Source organism: Lysinibacillus sp. NPDC048646 (genome assembly GCF_050272295.1).
GTDB lineage: Bacteria > Bacillota > Bacilli > Bacillales_A > Planococcaceae > Lysinibacillus.
Genome location: NZ_JBNNLZ010000006.1, coordinates 81210 through 98973, shown reverse-complemented (window position 1 = coordinate 98973; position 17764 = coordinate 81210). Strand labels below are relative to the sequence as shown.

16 protein-coding genes and 1 pseudogene are annotated in these 17764 nt (G+C 37.8%); 4 read left to right on the top strand and 13 right to left on the bottom strand.

All coding sequences use genetic code 11. The features are described from left to right. Positions 1-396 precede the first annotated feature (396 nt). The 7 genes from ACQKII_RS09260 to ACQKII_RS09230 all read right to left on the bottom strand — a co-directional run bounded on the left by ACQKII_RS09260 (position 397) and on the right by ACQKII_RS09230 (position 8161). The gene (locus ACQKII_RS09260) at positions 397-1944 is read right to left on the bottom strand and encodes a fatty acid--CoA ligase family protein (RefSeq protein WP_427458511.1); all 1548 of its coding nucleotides are present in this window, start codon (positions 1942-1944) and stop codon (positions 397-399) included. Between the two features lie 142 nt (positions 1945-2086). Then, positions 2087-4021 (bottom strand): FtsX-like permease family protein, encoded by a 1935-nt coding sequence (locus ACQKII_RS09255; RefSeq protein WP_427458509.1) that lies wholly within the window; start codon positions 4019-4021, stop codon positions 2087-2089. After that, positions 3993-4769 carry an ABC transporter ATP-binding protein gene (locus ACQKII_RS09250; protein ID WP_143996104.1) on the bottom strand — a complete coding sequence of 259 codons (777 nt, stop codon included), beginning with the start codon at positions 4767-4769 and terminating at the stop codon, positions 3993-3995. The genes ACQKII_RS09255 and ACQKII_RS09250 overlap by 29 nt, the downstream gene beginning before the upstream one ends. A 12-nt stretch (positions 4770-4781) precedes the next feature. Next, complete coding sequence (locus tag ACQKII_RS09245) at positions 4782-5213, bottom strand: hypothetical protein (protein ID WP_427458507.1); 432 nt, start codon at positions 5211-5213, stop codon at positions 4782-4784. Continuing rightward, positions 5210-6208, bottom strand: coding sequence for a sensor histidine kinase (locus tag ACQKII_RS09240; protein WP_427458505.1), 999 nt, complete (start codon positions 6206-6208; stop codon positions 5210-5212). Before ACQKII_RS09240 ends, ACQKII_RS09245 begins: the two co-directional genes overlap by 4 nt. Next, the gene (locus ACQKII_RS09235) at positions 6208-6912 is read right to left on the bottom strand and encodes a response regulator (protein ID WP_427458503.1); all 705 of its coding nucleotides are present in this window, start codon (positions 6910-6912) and stop codon (positions 6208-6210) included. The genes ACQKII_RS09240 and ACQKII_RS09235 overlap by 1 nt, the downstream gene beginning before the upstream one ends. A gap of 256 nt (positions 6913-7168) precedes the next feature. Next, a complete protein-coding gene (locus ACQKII_RS09230; RefSeq protein ID WP_427458501.1) occupies positions 7169-8161 on the bottom strand; it encodes a lipoate--protein ligase in 993 nt (330 codons plus the stop codon). Positions 8162-8303: 142 nt separating this feature from the next. On the opposite strand from ACQKII_RS09230, the gene yhfH reads away from it, so the two are divergent. Together yhfH and ACQKII_RS09220 are read left to right on the top strand one after the other, a co-directional pair. Continuing rightward, a complete protein-coding gene (gene yhfH / locus ACQKII_RS09225) occupies positions 8304-8429 on the top strand; it encodes a protein YhfH (RefSeq protein WP_069514604.1) in 126 nt (41 codons plus the stop codon). A gap of 487 nt (positions 8430-8916) precedes the next feature. Further along, complete coding sequence (locus ACQKII_RS09220; RefSeq protein WP_427458499.1) at positions 8917-9045, top strand: hypothetical protein; 129 nt, start codon at positions 8917-8919, stop codon at positions 9043-9045. 26 nt (positions 9046-9071) lie between these two features. On the opposite strand, the gene ACQKII_RS09215 is transcribed toward ACQKII_RS09220, so the two are convergent. The 6 genes from ACQKII_RS09215 to ACQKII_RS09190 all read right to left on the bottom strand — a co-directional run bounded on the left by ACQKII_RS09215 (position 9072) and on the right by ACQKII_RS09190 (position 15611). Beyond that, the gene (locus tag ACQKII_RS09215) at positions 9072-11261 is read right to left on the bottom strand and encodes a YhgE/Pip family protein (RefSeq protein WP_427458497.1); all 2190 of its coding nucleotides are present in this window, start codon (positions 11259-11261) and stop codon (positions 9072-9074) included. Between the two features lie 103 nt (positions 11262-11364). Next, positions 11365-11934 (bottom strand): TetR/AcrR family transcriptional regulator, encoded by a 570-nt coding sequence (locus ACQKII_RS09210; protein ID WP_010857357.1) that lies wholly within the window; start codon positions 11932-11934, stop codon positions 11365-11367. 121 nt (positions 11935-12055) lie between these two features. Beyond that, positions 12056-12574, bottom strand: a complete 519-nt coding sequence (locus ACQKII_RS09205) for a FixH family protein (RefSeq protein WP_427458495.1) — start codon at positions 12572-12574, stop codon at positions 12056-12058. A 3-nt stretch (positions 12575-12577) separates the two neighbouring features. After that, positions 12578-13966 carry a sensor histidine kinase gene (locus tag ACQKII_RS09200; protein ID WP_427458493.1) on the bottom strand — a complete coding sequence of 463 codons (1389 nt, stop codon included), beginning with the start codon at positions 13964-13966 and terminating at the stop codon, positions 12578-12580. After that, positions 13963-14646: a response regulator transcription factor gene (locus ACQKII_RS09195; RefSeq protein ID WP_427458491.1), complete on the bottom strand. Its 684-nt coding sequence runs from the start codon at positions 14644-14646 to the stop codon at positions 13963-13965. The genes ACQKII_RS09200 and ACQKII_RS09195 overlap by 4 nt, the downstream gene beginning before the upstream one ends. After that, a complete protein-coding gene (locus ACQKII_RS09190) occupies positions 14643-15611 on the bottom strand; it encodes a YncE family protein (RefSeq protein WP_427458489.1) in 969 nt (322 codons plus the stop codon). Before ACQKII_RS09190 ends, ACQKII_RS09195 begins: the two co-directional genes overlap by 4 nt. Before the next feature lie 187 nt (positions 15612-15798). Between ACQKII_RS09190 and ACQKII_RS09185 the strand changes: the two genes are divergently transcribed. Next, on the top strand, positions 15799-16875 hold the full coding sequence (locus tag ACQKII_RS09185) for a glycosyltransferase (protein WP_427458485.1): 1077 nt from the start codon (positions 15799-15801) through the stop codon (positions 16873-16875). A 495-nt stretch (positions 16876-17370) separates the two neighbouring features. Beyond that, positions 17371-17764: pseudogene (locus tag ACQKII_RS09180) on the top strand (collagen-like protein); the annotation flags it as partial.

Here is a 17764-nt window from a genome sequence, read left to right as displayed (position 1 = left end):
TTAAAAGCTTTGACGCTGCTATGCATCAAAGGGTTCCAGTTCTATAAACAGATGTTTACCTCTATTTGTGTTATTACTCCCCTCACTATATGACATGCTCTTTTAAAGTATGTAGAAGTTTTGCACATGACTGATTTTATCATTACCGTTCTAGGCGCTCAACTAATTTAATAAGCACATTCGTGGTTAATTTTCACTTTATGTCTTTTACGACATAAAAAAAAGAGCTATCAAAAAGCTCTTTTGTCTATTTTTTCCCTGGATTATACTAGTAAAATTTTGATGTAAAAAATTCGAGCCCTTTTTGCGCGCATTTCGCAAGATCCCACGTTGCTAAAGCAATGGTGGGGTCTTGCTTGACTCGCTGACCTACAGCATTGTCACCAAACTTACAATCTATACTTTTTCTTTTAACGAGCGACGTAAAATTTTACCTGTCGTATTTTTTGGTAGTTCTTCCATAACCTCAATTACTTTTGGCACTTTGTATTTCACCATATGTTTCGAGCAGTACGCTAAAATATCGTCTGACGTAGTTGCCGCTACTTCCTTTAGCACAACGTATGCATGAACGGCCTCACCAAAGTTAGGATCTGGGAAACCGACAACCGCTGCCTCAACAATATTATTATGTGCAAAAAGCACTTCCTCTACTTCTCTAGGATAAACATTGAAGCCACCAACAATAATCATATCTTTTTTTCGATCAACGATATAGAGATAGCCTTCTTCGTCAACTTTCGCTAAATCACCTGTGTATAGCCAGCCATCGCGAATGGCCCTCGCTGTTTCTTCAGGCATTTTGTAATAACCCTTCATGACATTTGGTCCTCGAACGATTAGCTCGCCTACTTCGCCAGTAGGTACCTCTTGTCCATTTGCATCGACGACTCTGTTTTCAACGTTGGTAATGGAGGTACCTATAGAACCTGCTTTACGATCACGATCTAAAGGGTTAAAACACGTTACAGGTGAGGCTTCCGATAAGCCATAACCTTCTGATACACGTACACTAAATTTCTCCTCGAAATTATGTAACAGTGCAACAGGTAATGATGAGCCACCTGAAATTGCTAAACGAATTGTCGAAAAGTCTTCTGGATTGCCTTCAGGTAATTGATATAAGAAATTATACATGGTTGGTACTCCCGCAAAGACAGTCGCTTTTTGCTGCTTCACTAATTCGAAGATTTCAGACGGGCTAAATCGTGGTGCTAGTAATACCGTTGCACCGCCAATTAATGGTGCATTTACAACAACTGTTAATGCAAACACATGGAAAACCGGTAATGTTGCAATAATACGATCATCTGCTTTGTAGCCTAAGTAATCCGCTACATCACGTGCATTTGAGTAGACATTTCCATGTGTTAACATCGCACCTTTTGGACTACCTGTTGTACCTGATGTGTATAAAATAATTGCATTTTCATCATCGTCTACTTCTACTGGTTCTAAAGAGCCTGAGGCAGTGGCAATCACTTGCGTAAATAAATGTGTTTTAGCTTGGGCCGCATCTGATAAAGCAGCTACCTTTTCAGCAGTATCTGCCACTGTCTCACAAATAATAAATACTTCGACTTGAGGTAAGGCTTGTACACCCACTTCAACTAATGGAAGTAATGCATCGAGTGCAATGACAGCCTTTACATCACCATTACGCAAAATATATGAAATTTCATCTGGCGTGTAGATTGGATTCATTGGAATTGCTGTTGCGCCTAAACGCATTGTTGCATATAAAGCAATTAAATAATGTGGCGTATTGCCGAGTAAAAATGCCACATGATCCCCTTTTTGTACACCTAAATCCTGTAACCCCTGTGCAAAACGACTAACTGTGTTTTCAAACTCGCCATAAGATGTATCTTTCCCCATAAAATGATACGCGACTTTTTCTGGCTGCTCGATTGCTTGCTGACGAACACATGAAACTAAATTCAATTACACCATCCCCTTATCGTATAAAATGAATCGTTATTCATTAATATTATATAAGAAATGTATCAAAAAGACAATGAATCTTTTTATTTCATGTCGTATTTTGCGTTAAAAAATTCACTTTCTTCTCTTTCAGGCGTATTTTTCAAGAACGGATATGTGAGATATATCGCCAACGAATTAAATAAAAATAAACAACTTGTATTAATACAAAAAAACCGAATGCAAAGAAAACTTCTTTAACAATAGAAATATTGGCAATGTCCTTTAATATCCTCTGAACCATAAGAAAAGCAAAAGCACTGTGCATCATTGCAACACCCCATGGCAAGAAAAATTGGGGAAATAAATGGCGATTGACAAGTTTTTTCAGCTCTGTATCCGTTAACCCCATTCGCTTTAACACATCAAATTTACGCTTTTCTCGTTCAAGAGAAGTATGCAATTTAAAGTAAACGAAGCTACCCGCCGCGAGTAAAAATACAGTTGCCACTAATACACCTACCAGAGTAAATAATGAGTAAGTAGCTAGTATATAAGAATAATTTAATCCTGCATTTTCGAAATAAAATGGGCTATGTTTATCCTTCTTAATAAAATAGTCGGTTGTCGCTAAATCATCAATGTCCTTGCCTATTTCCTTCGTTTCCATCCATTGGGGAATATAAAATGTAAATAGATGATAACTTGGCTGCACAATACCTAGATCTACAATGGGCTTAATAAGTTTCACAAAATCCTCATCGCTAATGACGATGGAATTTACGCTGACAATTGAGCCTGGAAACACAATTTCAGGATAGACACTATCAATCGTTAAAGAAATTGCGTTCTCTTCTAACACTGTATGAACTACTTTATTTTTAAGTTTTTTCAAAGACTCCTCCGAATAGGGTATGAAGACTGCTTCACCTGATGCTAGATTAAGCATCGGATAACTAAAGGACGAGAGCAAAACGTTCATATCTGATTCACGGAAAACTTCGACCTCATTATGTGTATATGAAGAAGTTTGCTTGACAACTACAAAGCGTGATAAATGATAAGATAGGCCTTTCTCCTCTAATTGTAGGCGGAGCGAATTAATATGCTTACCTTCATACGGATTATCTACATCACCCTTATAAATAAGCCCAAGTGGATTTAATCGATCATACTGAGTTGTATACGAGGACATCGTGGCCAATACCCCTACAGATAAAAACGCCATTGTTGACACCATCGTTACGACAAAGAACATCTTTACATTATCCATCATAACGTGTGTCTGTTCTGCAAGTGACAAAAGGCGATAACGTTGCCAATGATATTTACGTTTGCCCCGTGCTAAATCTAAAATGAATGGTACTGAATCACTAAAAAAATAATATGTGCCAAAGGTTGCTGAGAACGGTATTAATAATGTTAAACCAATCATTGATGTGTGCGAGACTATAAATGCCAGTGCATAGGTCGATAAGATTAACGCTACACCATATACCGCACGAACTTTTGAAAAGGTAGAAGTGCTATTTATATAAGCATCTCCTTTAATTAAATCACGCAATTTTCTCTCTCGTGAAAAGTACACGCTAATAAAAGAAATTACCACAAAAGCACTTGTGAAAACGCCAATAGTAAGTAAAAATGGCTCCCATGATACATAGAGCGGTAATTGCTCTAAATGTAAAATTTCTCGTACAATCATGAAAAAAAACTTGGAAAATGAAAAGCCAAAAATAATGCCCACGATGATCGAGCCTGCACCAATTATCATTGTCTCCAAAAAGATCAGCTTATTCATCTGACGCTTTTCCATACCTAAGTGCAATAAAATAGCAAACTCATGTGATCTTGCCTCTAAAAAGGCACTCATGGAATAATATAAAAAGAATAACGTAAAGAGGACGAGTACGATTTCTGCACCAATCATCCCTATGAGCGATACTTCTCCCAAAATTCCTCGTTCAATATCTGGATGAAACATGAGCATTGAATAGATAAAAAATACGGCTACCGAAAAAAAGCTTGCCATAAAAAAGGCACCATAAATACGGCTGTTCCGCACGACATTACGGTAAGCGAATTGTCGAAAGGTCACCTACTTGCCCTCCTCCTAGTAAGCTCAATACATTTAATATTCGTTGGAAAAACATTTGACGGCGATCATCCTTATAAATTTCGTTGAAAAACTCTCCGTCCTTTATGAATAACACGCGGTCACAATAACTTGCTGCAATTGGATCATGCGTCACCATCACAATCGTCGTTTGTTTCTCTTTATTAATCTTCGTTAATAGTTCAAGTACATCACGGGAAGAGTTAGAATCTAGATTCCCTGTTGGCTCATCTGCTAAAATGAGGCTTGGATTGTGGATAAGTGCACGGCCGATAGCTGTTCTCTGTGCCTGTCCTCCTGAAATTTCATTCGGTCGTTTATGCAGGAAGGAAGTCAGGTCAAGCTTTTCCACAATACTTGCAAGCCGCTCCTCCATTACCTCTAATGGTTGCTGATCCAGTGTCAACGGTAACACAATATTTTCTTCCACTGTCAGCATGTGCAATAGATTAAAGTCTTGGAAAATAAATCCAAGTTGACGCCGTCTAAAATATGCGAGTTCTGTTGCGTTTAACTTATGGGGATTCATACCATCTAAAATTATTTCTCCACTTGTTGGTTCATCAATAGTAGAGACAATATTTAATAATGTGGTTTTCCCACTTCCTGATGGCCCCATTACTGCTAAAAACTCACCATTCTCAACTTCAAAGTCTAATTGATTTAGCGCACGATGAGTTACCTTCCCCTCATACACCTTTGTAACATCTTTTATTTGTAAAATAGGCATACCTTATTCACCTTATTTCTCGATTAATTCTATAGACTCCGGTAATTGCCATTGCAATACAACTTCAAAGCCTATATGAATATGCGGCTCTGTACCTAATTTTGGCTTTTGGTCATTCTCTTCGATGAGACTAAAACAATGCGCTCCAACGACTTTATCCCAGGCTTCAAGTTCGCCAGCAATAATTTCACCACAAATCGTATAGTGACCACTATACATCACTTGCTCCCCTTCTACGGGAAAGGCATTAATGGCACTTGGCTTATGTAAATCTAAACCAAGCACATGACAAAAATGTAGCACCTCTTCATCAAGTGAAAGACTTGCCTTACGAAAATTTTCACAATATTGACAATCACAAACTTCTGTAACATCTTCGTACATAGCTGCGGTTTTTTCAACTTCAATATTTAATAACCAATCTTCCATGCGTACTTCTTTCATTCTTGCTCCCCCTTATTGGTAAATGTGACTGTAATAATCGTACCTTTTCCTACTTCGGACGTAATGTCTAGCTCATGACCGAGCTTTTCGCATATTTCATTGGCTAAATATAAGCCCATCCCTGTCGATTCCCCAGTCTTACGTCCGTTTTCACCAGTAAAAAAGGCTTTTGTCACACGAGATAGATCGGAAGCAGGAATACCAATGCCCTCATCACAGATTGCTAGCTGAATGTATTCATCTTTTTTTATGGCAGAAATCACTATTTTTTTATTAGCCTCAAATGTATACTTCACCGCATTTGTTACGAATTGTCCGATAATAAAACGAAGCCATTTAGAATCGCTCGCTACAATGATGTCATCCTCAATATGAATTTCAGGAAAAACTCGTTTCGTAATAAATAAACGTTTATTCTCATTAACAGTTGCAGTGACAATTGTTTTTAAAGCAATCTGTTCTACTTGCATGTCCTCTTCAAAGTTTTCCAATCTTGCATTGACAAGTACCATGTCCAAGCCTATGCGCAAACGATCAATTTCCTCTTGCACATTCTTTTTGTCTAGTGGGCGGTCATCTTGCAATAACAATTCAATAACAGAAATGGGTGTTTTCATTTGATGCACCCATTGATTCATAAACTGATCGTGTCGCTTTTGACTTGCATACAACGAATGAAGTTCATGCTGATACAATCGATAGAGTTCATGCATATATTTTTCCGTCTGCACAGCCTCAGGCGTTTTGGCATTTTTTTGAAGACCATCTTCCATTGTCTTTGGAAGTTGCGATATTTTCATCAAATAACTTTGCCGCATTAAATAGCGAACAAGTAAAAACGAGCACAACAACACCAAACTAATACTGACAGAATATATAGCAGTATCGACGTTTCGAAAGCCATCTAGCCAGTACAACACCATAATAAAACCAACTAATAGGAGCTGAAAGATAAAAAACGAGGCATAATCTCGCAAAAATAATTTCCAACCCATTACAGCTCACCCGCGCTTAAAATGAAGCGGTATCCAGCACCACGAACTGTTTCTATCGTAGACAAAATATGATAATCAGCTAATTTTTTACGTACTCGCGTCATATTTACATTCAATGTATTTTCATCTACAAACGCCTGATCGTCCCAAAGCTCCTCCAGCAATAGTTCACGTGTTACTACTTTTGGTGCCTGTCCCATTAAAAGCTCTAGAATGATACACTCTTTCTTTTGTAATGGAATTTCTAAATCATTTTTATGCAGCTCCATACGTTCCAAATGTAATACAAGCTGCCCTTGTTTTATCGTCCGTTCTTCTTGTCTTACAGCATATTCACCATATGTACGGCGCAAGTGACTTCGGATTTTAGCTAATACAATTTCATAATTGAATGGCTTTGTAATAAAATCATCACCGCCATTTTCAAGCGCAAAAATTTGGTCCATTTCGCCAGAACGCGCCGAAATGAAAATGATCGGACAAGTTGTATATTGACGCAACTGACGACACCAATAGTAGCCATCATATGCTGGTAAATTTATATCAAGCAATACCATATGTGGATTAAAAGCCGTAAACTCTTCAATGAGATGATCAAATTCCTGGATTGTTTCAACTTCGTATTGATATTTTCTAAGTGTTTCTGCAAGCAATGATGCAATCTTTACATCATCCTCGACAATAAATATCCGATGCTTCTCCATATCCACACTCCTTTCTCTCTATATATTGTACCAAAAAAAGGTTCGTCGACATAATTGCCGACGAACCTTTTTTCTGTTGCGTCTGTCATGTGACTGCTACATATTTCTACCAGGAGGAAAATGTGGACTCGCCTCAAATTTCTACACTGAAAGATGGTAGCTGTCAGCCACATACTTTTTGGAACGAAAGTCTACAGCTATAGCTATAAAATATTTTTGAGGTAAGGGCGTTAGTCAACGCCCTTTGTAGCTTTTCTTAATAAATTAATTGTAAAAACTCTTCTGTTGTGACACCACCAAAGTATTTTGGAATGTCAATGTCTGCTAACGCTTCAGCAATAGCTGTCCGATTATAGTTTGTACCAACTAAGCGTTGCTCAACATCTACCATATCACCTACACCGAAGAAATCACCAAAAATATGTACTTCTTCAATAATACCGTGATTCACGTCTAAGCGAATGTCGATGCCCCCTGTTGGGAAACGATGTGTTTTTTGAATATTAAAGCGTGGAGATTTCCCGTAATTCCAGTCCCACGTTTGATATCGTTCTGCTGATAATTTATGGATATTCGTCCAATCTTCCTCTGTCAGCTCATAATAGCGAATATTCTCTTCACCACCGAAGATGGATTTTAAGATCTCTAATCGGAATTCCTCAACTGTCATCTGTTCTTTTAAGAACTCAGAAATATTTGCTACACGTGAGCGAATCGATTTAATGCCCTTTGATTCAATTTTATCTTTTTTAACTTTTAACGCAGAAACCACAGCGTCAATTTCTGTATCAAACATTAATGTTCCATGACTAAACATACGACCTTTTGTAGAAAACTGCGCGTTTCCAGATACTTTGCGTCCTTCTGCTAAAATATCATTGCGACCCGATAATTCTGAAGTGACACCTAATTTTGCAAGTGCATCAACAACTGGCTGTGTGAATTTTTTATAATTCATAAAGCTATCGCCATCATCTTTCGTAATAAAACTGAAGTTTAGGTTGCCAAGATCATGATACACAGCACCACCACCTGAAAGACGGCGAACCACAATGATGCCATTCTCCTCCACATAATCTGTATTAATTTCTTCAATTGTATTTTGATTTTTTCCAATAATGATGGACGGCTGATTTATGTAAAATAGCAGCACTGGTTCCTTTTCAATGTCCATCGTCTTTAATAAATACTCCTCAATCGCAAGGTTAATGCGTGGGTCATGAATCCCTTTATTGTCAACGAAAATCATATCGCGTTTCCTCCTTCACAAAATATCCATATTTATTTTAACGTAAATTAAGCATTTTGTGTTGACGAAACGCTTCTGTTATAATACACTTAGAAATATCAAAACAGTAATAGTACAGATGAACTTAAAGGAGGAGTCCACAATGTTAGAAAACGTAGTTGAATTTTTCAAGAATTTACCCGCAAAGCAATGCACTGAATGTGGTGAAAAAATCGAAGAACAAAGCGAATGCTACAGCAACACTTGTGAAAAATGTAACTGCCTATAAGCATTTGCCTATTCTGTAATAGTCATATACGTGCCCCACACGTAATAATTATGACATCACTCATCATATTTTTGATGAACCCTTAATTAAATCTCTTACACTTACGAAACAGCAGCTGATACGCTCATATCAGATGCTGTTTTTTTGTATGGATTCTTTTTATCGTAAAATACTGGTTGGTGAGGTATTTTCGGTCAAACTTTATTTCAAAGCAACACCTTGATTTGACGCAGCATATTCTCTTTAGGCACAATTAAGTCGTAAAGCGTCATATAAGGGCTTAGCGTGAATGTATCTTGTTTGGAAATCATGGACAGCACCACCTTGCATTAGTCCTTTCATTAAAGGGTTAGGTTGAATCGGAAAGAATGAAAAACTCAGAGAAACGATAATATTAGTTGATTGGCGTGTAGGCGGCTACGCCTTGGAGGACTAGCGAACAGCTTGGGACCCCGCAGGAGCGTTCGCGACGAGGAGGCTCAAGGTTTTGGCTCCCAGGAAAGTGTCCGCCGAAACGGCAATCAACGGCATCGCAGAAAAGCCATGGCAGAAACGATTAATCGTTTCCGCCATGGCTAAAATTCATTTTATGGACTTTTTCAGTGCCCTCCCATAATCATGGTGAGTGCAATAACTCTATTTTTATTTCTCTTCGGCTACTTTTGAGTAACGTCTTGTGTGTAATAGCATGAAATAACCGAAAGTAATGGCTAAGAAAACAGCCATATATCCAAATAACATACCATAGTTTTGCCATAAGTAAGTCATATCACCAGTGGATATACTTGCCTTGAATGCCTGAACTGAATAAGTCATCGGTAATAATTTATTAAATATTTGTAGTGGTTCTGGAATCAATTCAAGTGGGAATGTACCTGCACTTGTTGTAAGTTGTAAAATTAATACAACAATTGCCATGAATCGTCCTGGATCACCGAAAATGGAAACAAGCATTTGAATTAAACCTAGGTAAACAAAGCTTGTTAATAGCGCTGAAAGTATGAAATATCCTAAGTTTTGCACTTCAAGACCTAAGCCCCATTTTACAATACCAACTGTTAATAAAGATTGAATCAATCCAACGACTGCTAATACAGTCACTTTACTTGTAAACCATGATACGCCGTTTTTCGGACGAATTGCTGGTTCAACAAGTGGGAACACAATTGAAATTAGTAATGCACCAACGAATAAACCAAGTGAGATAAAGTAAGGAGAGAATCCTGTACCATAGTTCGGTACATGGTTAACAGATTCTTTATCAACCTCTACTGGGCTACCGACCATATCATATGTGTCGTCATTAGCATGTACTTCATTTGCTTTTTCACTTGCTTCGCCTAATTTACTTGATAATGTGGCAGTACCATCAGCAAGTTCAGTTGAGCCTTCAGCTAATGTCGAAGAACCATCTGCTAACTCCCCAGATTTGGACGCAAGCGTTGTTGTACCTTCTTTCAATGTTGTTGTACCATTTGCTAATTCATTTAAACCAGATGCCAATGTTTTGGAACCAGACACCGCTGTATTTACGCCAGCATTTAGTTCACCTAGTTTATTGGCAAGTGTTGCGTTACCAGCCTGTAAATTTTTGGCACCTGCTATTAATGCATTACTTTTTGCTGATAATGAATTGGCACCTGCTAAGACATCTGCTTGACCTGCTGCAATTTGTGTTGCACCAGAATTTACTTGGTTCGCACCTGCCTGTAATTTTTCTGTACCGCTTGCTAAAGAATTTAAGCCGTTATGCACATTGGCACTACCAGCTTGTAACTCTGCAAGTGTTTGTTTTAATGCAGCCGCTTGCTCTTCTGGCATTGAAGCAATAGCACTTTGTAATTGAGCAGTTAAAGCCGTGAGACCTGCTTCTACTTTTGCTGAGCCCGTTGTTAACTGATTAGCTGCACCGTTTAATGTACCTGCACTCTCAGCAACAGATGCTGCACCAGTGATGATTTGTTGTTGTTTTTCATTTAACGTTGTTAGACCTGCTTCTACCTTTGCTACACCTTGTGTGTATTGTGATAGACCTTGTTCAAGATTCGTTGCACCCGTTGCCGCCTGTTGTGCACCTTTTTGTAGCTGTACTGTACCATCTTGTAATTTCACAAGACCTGTTGATAATTCAGTAGCACCAGTAGCTGCTTGACCAGCACCTTGTGTAATTTTGTCTGTACCATTAGAAAGTTCGATTGTACTTGATGCTAGTTGCTCCAGATAGCCTTTTAAATCTTTGGCACCATTCGCTACTTTTTTCGCACCTTCATCTAATTTAACGGAACCATCTGCTGCTTCTGTAAAGCCATCGCCTAACGTTGCAATAGAATCAAATAATTTTTCTGCATATGTAGCAGAAACTTGTGAATTTACTTCCGCACGTACACGATCCATTGCCGTTTCACCAATTTGTGCACCAAGGAAGTTTAAGCCTTCATTAGGAATATAGTTAATTACTAGTTTAGAAGGTTTGTTATCTAATAATGTTGTTGCATGCTCAGAAAAATTTGTTGGGAGTTCAAGGATCATGTAATAGTCACGACCATTTAAACCCTTTTCTGCTTCTTCTTTTGATACTTCGATAAAGTTAAATTGCTCACTATCGACAAGCTTATCGACTAAGGTATCCCCTAAATCTAACTTAACTCCATCCATTTCAGCACCAGTATCTTCATTGACGATTGCTACTGGTAAATTAGGTAAGCCTGCATACGGATCCCAAAACGCCCATAAAAACATTCCTGCATACATGACAGGGATGAATAATACAGCGATAATCGAAACAAGCATTTTTCTTGTTTTAAAGATTTTCAGCCATTCAGCTTTAATCATGTTTTTTCTCACTCCTATACTTTTTGACCGAAAACGTCATTTGGTCAATTTCCTGCAAAAAAAATCTCAAACCTCACAGTATGCAAAATTTGTAGATTCTTTCTTAAAGAATTAGTCCTCGGAAAATTGTTTCCTTGAAAAGATTCAGTATCTTTTCCTCCGGGATTTTGTCGTCATGTAACTCATGCCAGTCAACAATAAACGCCAAATACGCCTTTAACAACAGATAGCTTACTAATTCGGCATCACAATCTCGTATCTCACCTTTATCAATACGTCTTTGAATTAAAGCTGCTACGTATGATAATATTTCGGATTCGATGCGAATTAACACTTGTTTAACTGCTGGAGTGCGTAACTCTTTCTCTTCCTCTATTAACTTCGCAAATAAAAGATGTTTTTCACGGAACTGAAGCATTTTCATTAAAGCATTATGCGCATTGTCCATAAAGCTTACTGATGAATCCAACACCGCATCCGCTTCTGCCTTCATCTCTTGTACAAGTGACATAGCAATCTCTTGAAATAAAATCTCTTTATTCGCAAAGAATGTATAAATCGTTCCTTTACCGACATTCGCAATTTTCGCTACTTGCTCCATTGTTGTTGCTTTATAGCCAAACAACGTAAAGGATTTTGCAGCTGCTTCAAGAATTTCCTGCCTACGATCCATTTGTGACATCCTTTCCTGTTGGGTTATATACATCTTTTGTACATGGAAATTAAAGTGACCAGAAAACCATTTCGGTCATCTGGTCATTATCATATTCTTATTTTAAAAATAATGCAAGCATTTAATGATGATTTTTTTCATTTTTTTCATCGTCACCATGCTCTGCATCATCCGATGTATCATTGCCATGTTCCATCATGTTATTATTTGCTTTTTCATCCTCTGGTACTATCTGTGACATATCAGGTGTACCAGCAGTAATTTGTTGCTTCGGCATATTATGTATGCCATTAGCCGTTGTATGCGCAAACATATAATATACACTGTCATGGTCAAATGTTGTTGTTGCCTTGTAGACTCCATCTTTCTCTAAGGTTCCCTCAATCATTTGCCCTTCATCACGCTTACCTGATTCCCAAACTTCAAATTCTACGATTGCATCATCAATATTTTCTCCGCCTTGTTCAACATGAGCCGCCAATTCAATTGGTTCATTTATTGCGACTTCTTTAGGCGTTAAAATTTCAACTTCCAACATTGCAGGCATTTCTGGTTCCTTCAATGTTGTTGGTTCTTCCTTATCCCCACACCCCACTAGTAATGCCGGTACCGCTATTAATGCAAACAACCATTTCTTCATCTTCTATTCCTCCATTAATGGTATCTTAATTTTGATCTTTGTACCTTTTTCTACTTCACTTTTAATCTCTATTGTTCCGTGCAGTTGCTTTAATAACTGTTCGACAATTGACAAGCCGAGTCCACTACCCCCATCTACACGACTCCGTGCTTTGTTCACACGATAAAAACGCTCTGTGACATGAGATAAATCTGCCTGTGGAATTCCAATACCATAGTCCTTGATTGTAATGTGAGCGAATTCATTATTTTCAACTGCTGTGATTTCAACCTTCGATTGTTCATGCGAATAATTGATGGCATTTTCAATAATATTTATAAAAATTTGCTTAAGCTTCACTTCATCTGCTTTAACAATCAATGAATCATCCGCTGTAAGTTGTAATGTAATATCCTTTTTTTGTGCTTGATAAATCAAAATTTGCTGTACTTCACGTAAAGTTTCTGCTAAAGGGATTGGATATAAAATAATTTCTTTTTGTTCATTTTCCATTCGTGCAAGCTGCAGAAGTTCATTTGTTAATCGTTCCATACGATTTGCTTCACGCACGATCAGCTGAATTGTTTCTTCTTTTTGTGCGTCTGCAATAATTCCATTTTGCATCGCTTCACTATACCCTTTCACATAACTAATCGGTGTACGCAATTCATGTGAAACCGTTGCTAAAAAAGTTTTTTGCACCTCATCTTCGCGTTGTATCGCTTCTGCCATGTCATTAAAAGTACTTGATAGTTTGCCAATTTCATCACTTGAATTAACCGGTACTCGTGTTTCATAATTACCGTACGACATCTGTTCGACAGCTGTTTGCAGTTCACTTAATGGACGCATAATATGTCTCAAACCCTTATAGACAAAGAAGCTGATAACGATCAAAAAGATTAAGGCGCTGACAAATAGTAGGACCACCTCTTGACTAGCTAGTTCACTAATTTTCGCTAATGGAAAGTAAATATAAATAATGCCCTCTAATCTATTTTGATCTACTAGGGGTAAGACAACTGAAATAAGTTGACGATCGAACCTTGGCTCATAACCAATCTTTTGCACATACTCGCCTGCCAGTAATTGTTGACGTTCTTCTGCACCGATTAGTGTTTCATAATCAATATCAAATGGTACACAAGCACTAAGCTCACGTGGATTTCGCACAGCGAATATATTTAAGTTGGAATAATCATTGTAATGTTCAATATCCGCTATAAATTCATCTGTTACCTTCCCACTTGTATACATGGTTTGTAACTTGGTACCCACCTCAATCATCGTACTTTCTGTGTCTTCCACATATAGCTGCTCATATAAAAAATCAGTCAGCACATACATAAAAACAACTGTGATGATTAAAAATGCAAAAATTAATAACCATATGCGTGTAGAAATCTTTTTCATTCGCCCGGATCAAAACGGTAGCCGACTCCCCAGACGGTTTGAATATGCCCCGCTGTTTCCTTTCCAAGCTTTAAGCGTAAGGTTTTAATATGGGTATCAACTGTTCGTGTCCCCCCTACATAATCAATATCCCAAATACGCTCAAGCAATTGCTCCCGAGAATACGCATTTCCTGGATTTTTCATAAATAAATGCAATAATTCAAATTCCTTTAATGTGAGGGGAATTGCTTGACCATTTACCGATACTTTACGTGCAATTTCATCAAGTTTAATGGACCCAAACATAATATTTTTCTGTTGTAAATCTGCAATATTTGTACCACTTCTTCTCAGCACCGCATGCATTCGTGCTACAAGCTCGTCATTTGTAAATGGCTTTACAATATAGTCATCGCCACCAAGTGTAAGCCCTCTTACCTTGTCCTCATTCGCATCTCGTGCAGTAAGGAAAATAACCGGAACATCCGACATTGCACGAATACTTTGACATACAACAAAGCCATCCTCATGTGGCATCATTACATCAAGTAGTACCAAATCGATTTGTTCGCGCACGATAATATCATAGGCTTCTGTACCACTTGAGGCTGTAAAGGTCTCAAATTTAGAATTACCTAGCATCATCTCAATCAAATTTCGCATATCTTGCTCATCATCAACAATTAATACGGTAGTCACAATTTTTCCTCCCTTACTAACAGTTGAAATGCACCTTTCCCGACATCAACTGTTTTTTGAATCTGACCCTTTTTTATAAAGTATAAAGTATGGTCGTCGTAACCAGCGACAACAATGTAGTCGTTAAACTGATTCACGACAAAAGGGTTTGCGCCAACCTCTTGTTGCCATTTCACATTCCCATCGAAATCGGTTACATATAATTCATTGTGTCCATGACTAACAACCAATACATTGTCCTCTGTCTTTGTTAATCCGACAGGCATTAAAGGCATCTCAATTACCCCTTGCACTGCACCCGTTGTTAAATCATACCGCTTCACTGAACTATTTGGCTTACTGCCTTCTCCATGTCCACCGATCCATAGCTCATTTGTTTCTTCAACAATGGCTATGCCATGTGAGGATTTTTCAATTGGCCATTCTTGCTTCACCGATAAATCCTGGATTGCTAACACCGAGAGTTTCGTATCTTTATAGTTGACGACATATAGCTGGTCCTTATAAGAAGCCATCGACATTGGATAATTACCAAGCTGCTGTGATGCAAGCTCATTTCCTTCTTCATCAAAGCTTGTCACAGTATTCGTTTTGCTATTCGTAATAAAAAACTGGTTCACATTTTTAGCATAATAGACATTTGTCGTACCAATCTTCACCTTTTTTGAATAGAGCTTTTTCCCAGTCGATAATGTATAGACATCTATTTTGTCTAGCTGATGACCATATAGTAACACACGATCATCTCCAAGCAATAACGCCCCAGAATAGGCTTTTTCAAATGACCAAGTCGCAATGACATTACCCTGTTCATCTATAAAATCTAATGATGGTTCCTGTATATTTAATGACGCAATAAAGTTCCTTTCACGTTCAATCGGATCAAACGATTTTTCCGAACAGCCCGCTAGCCATACAATTTGCACTAAAGAAAAAATGAAGAACGCCCATTTTTTCAACGTCATCACCTCTGCCCTTTACTATACTTCACAATTGTGAAATCCACGTGAAACTTGAAAGATAAATTTATGACAAACATAACCAGCAGATCTTACAAATTTTTATGTGGCACAGTATAGAACAAGCACATATCTAAGCAAAAAATCTAAATGCACATATACTACAAAGATTATTGCAAGGAGGAATCACAAAATGGTGACCATTAGTTTATGTATGATTGTAAAAAATGAGGAAGATGTCATTGGCAGATGCCTAGAATCGGTAAAGGATTTAGTAGATGAGATTAATATAGTAGATACTGGCTCCACCGACAAGACAAAACAAATTGTCGAACAGTTCACGGATCGTATTTTTGATTTTGAATGGATTCAGCACTTTGCTGCTGCTCGAAACTATTCATTTCAGCAAGCAACTCAGGAATTCATTCTGTGGTTAGATGCAGATGATGTTTTCACAGCTGAAGATCAAAAAAAATTCAAAGCACTAAAAGAATCTTTTCCCGCTGATAGTGATGCAGTCTCTATGAACTATAATTTGAGTTTTGATGATGAGGGAAACGTAAGCTCCCTATTAAAAAGATATCGTTTAGTCAGGAAAGATAAACAATTTCAATGGATTGGTGCCGTACACGAATATTTAGAAGTTGACGGGATACTGTATGACAGTGATGTTGCAGTAAGCCATTTACCTCTCAGTCATGATCACACTCGGAATATTAGTATTTATAGACAACTTGTTCAATCCGGAGAATCTCTATCACCACGTGATACTTTCTATTACGCCAACGAGTTAATGGATCATGATTTTAATGAGGATGCAATATTTTACTATGAGCAATTTTTAACGTCTAAATTGGGATGGGTTGAAGATAATATTCGCGCCTGCTTTAAGTTAGCAGATTGTTACTCTATTTTAAATGACAAGGAAAATAACCTAACGTCCATCTTGAGGAGTTTTGAATACGACATCCCCCGTCCAGAAGCATGCTGTAGATTGGGCTATCATTTTATGGAACAAGCAAAAAATTACGAAGCAATTTTTTGGTATGAACAAGCGCTTGTAATCATACAAAAACCAAATGCACCCTTTCAAGATATAACCTTCACCTCCTGGTTACCGCATTTACAATTATGCGTCCTCTATGATCGATTACAGCAATACGAACTAGCGAATGCCCACAATGAATTAGCAAGAACTTTCTTACCAAATGACGAGAAAATTTTATATAACAAAAACTATTTTGAGCGTATTTTAAAAAAGGATAGTTAGGAATCCCAACTGTCTTCAAAAATTAAAAAACACGAGAAACAATACAAATTACTGATGAGATGGCTTCAGCTTCGCTGAGTCATCTTTTTACGTGCATCTCGCTATATATGCATAGCCTAGTTCATCGCTTACCAACATTTGTATTGCTTTTAAAATGACCTTTTCCACTATCATTCTTGCTTCTTGATTACTAAATTATCATCAATACATAAAGTGCTTCACTATTATCACTTTTGTATCCCATAATTCCTCTTATTTTAAAATACTTCAGTACTTTCATCTAACTTTTTTATTTAGGGTGATCTTTCAATAATTATTACTGTTATATCCACTCTTCCAGCTTTTACTTGAGAAGTAAGAAAGTAAAATAACTCTTCCATGATATATATGGAAGTACTAATATCCTTATTTGCATATTTAGAGATAACAAATAGTTAATCATCCATTTTCTCTATCATCTATGTGAATACGCTATTTGAGAGAGGAGGTGAGAAAATGAAATTTCAGGATTTTAATATAAATAATATTTGTGGCAAATGTCTTTCACATCCTTGTTGTTGTAATAATGGCCCAGTTCAAAGATGCCCAATTTGGCCAGTTAAACCCACTGGACCAACAGGAGGAGTTACGGGTCCTACTGGCAGTACAGGCTCTACTGGCGCTACTGGTGTTACGGGTACTACAGGGTCTACTGGTGTTACAGGCACAACGGGTGCTACTGGAGCCACAGGTGTAACTGGTACTACTGGCGCTACTGGCGTTACTGGGGCTACTGGGGCTACTGGAGCCACAGGTGTAACTGGTACTACTGGCGCTACTGGCGCTACTGGCGTTACTGGGGCTACTGGGCCTACTGGGGCTACTGGTGTTACTGGTACTACTGGTGACG